Source organism: Phormidium sp. CCY1219, from assembly GCF_035615515.1.
Lineage (GTDB): Bacteria > Cyanobacteriota > Cyanobacteriia > Cyanobacteriales > Laspinemataceae > CCY1219.
In genome coordinates this window covers 1-247 of sequence record NZ_JAJENT010000013.1, presented here as the reverse complement: position 1 = coordinate 247, position 247 = coordinate 1, and the positions used below count along the sequence as shown (strand labels likewise).

The 247-nt window shown below is 49.8% G+C and carries 1 protein-coding gene; it reads right to left on the bottom strand.

Annotated elements, in window-relative coordinates; all coding sequences use genetic code 11:
- Positions 1-247 (bottom strand): RRXRR domain-containing protein (locus LKK83_RS00240; RefSeq protein WP_324628744.1); only part of this gene is annotated, 247 nt, incomplete at both ends.

The following is a 247-nucleotide window of genomic DNA, read 5'->3' as shown; positions in this document are numbered from 1 at the left end:
TCTAGAAGGTATTCTCGGACTTCATACCCCACCAACTCTCCCTGTTGATACTCGACACCAGAGATTTCTGGGTTTTGCATCAGTTGGGTATCAAAACGGACAAGTTCCATTGAGATAGTGCTAATGGGGCAGAAACGCTTCAATCGATTTACCCACGTCAGAGTTGTCACGACTCGGTGTTGAAGACTAGGCGCAAGCCAACCTTGTGGACGCTTGCGATTGTTGAAACGCGGCATGCGGTAGCGGG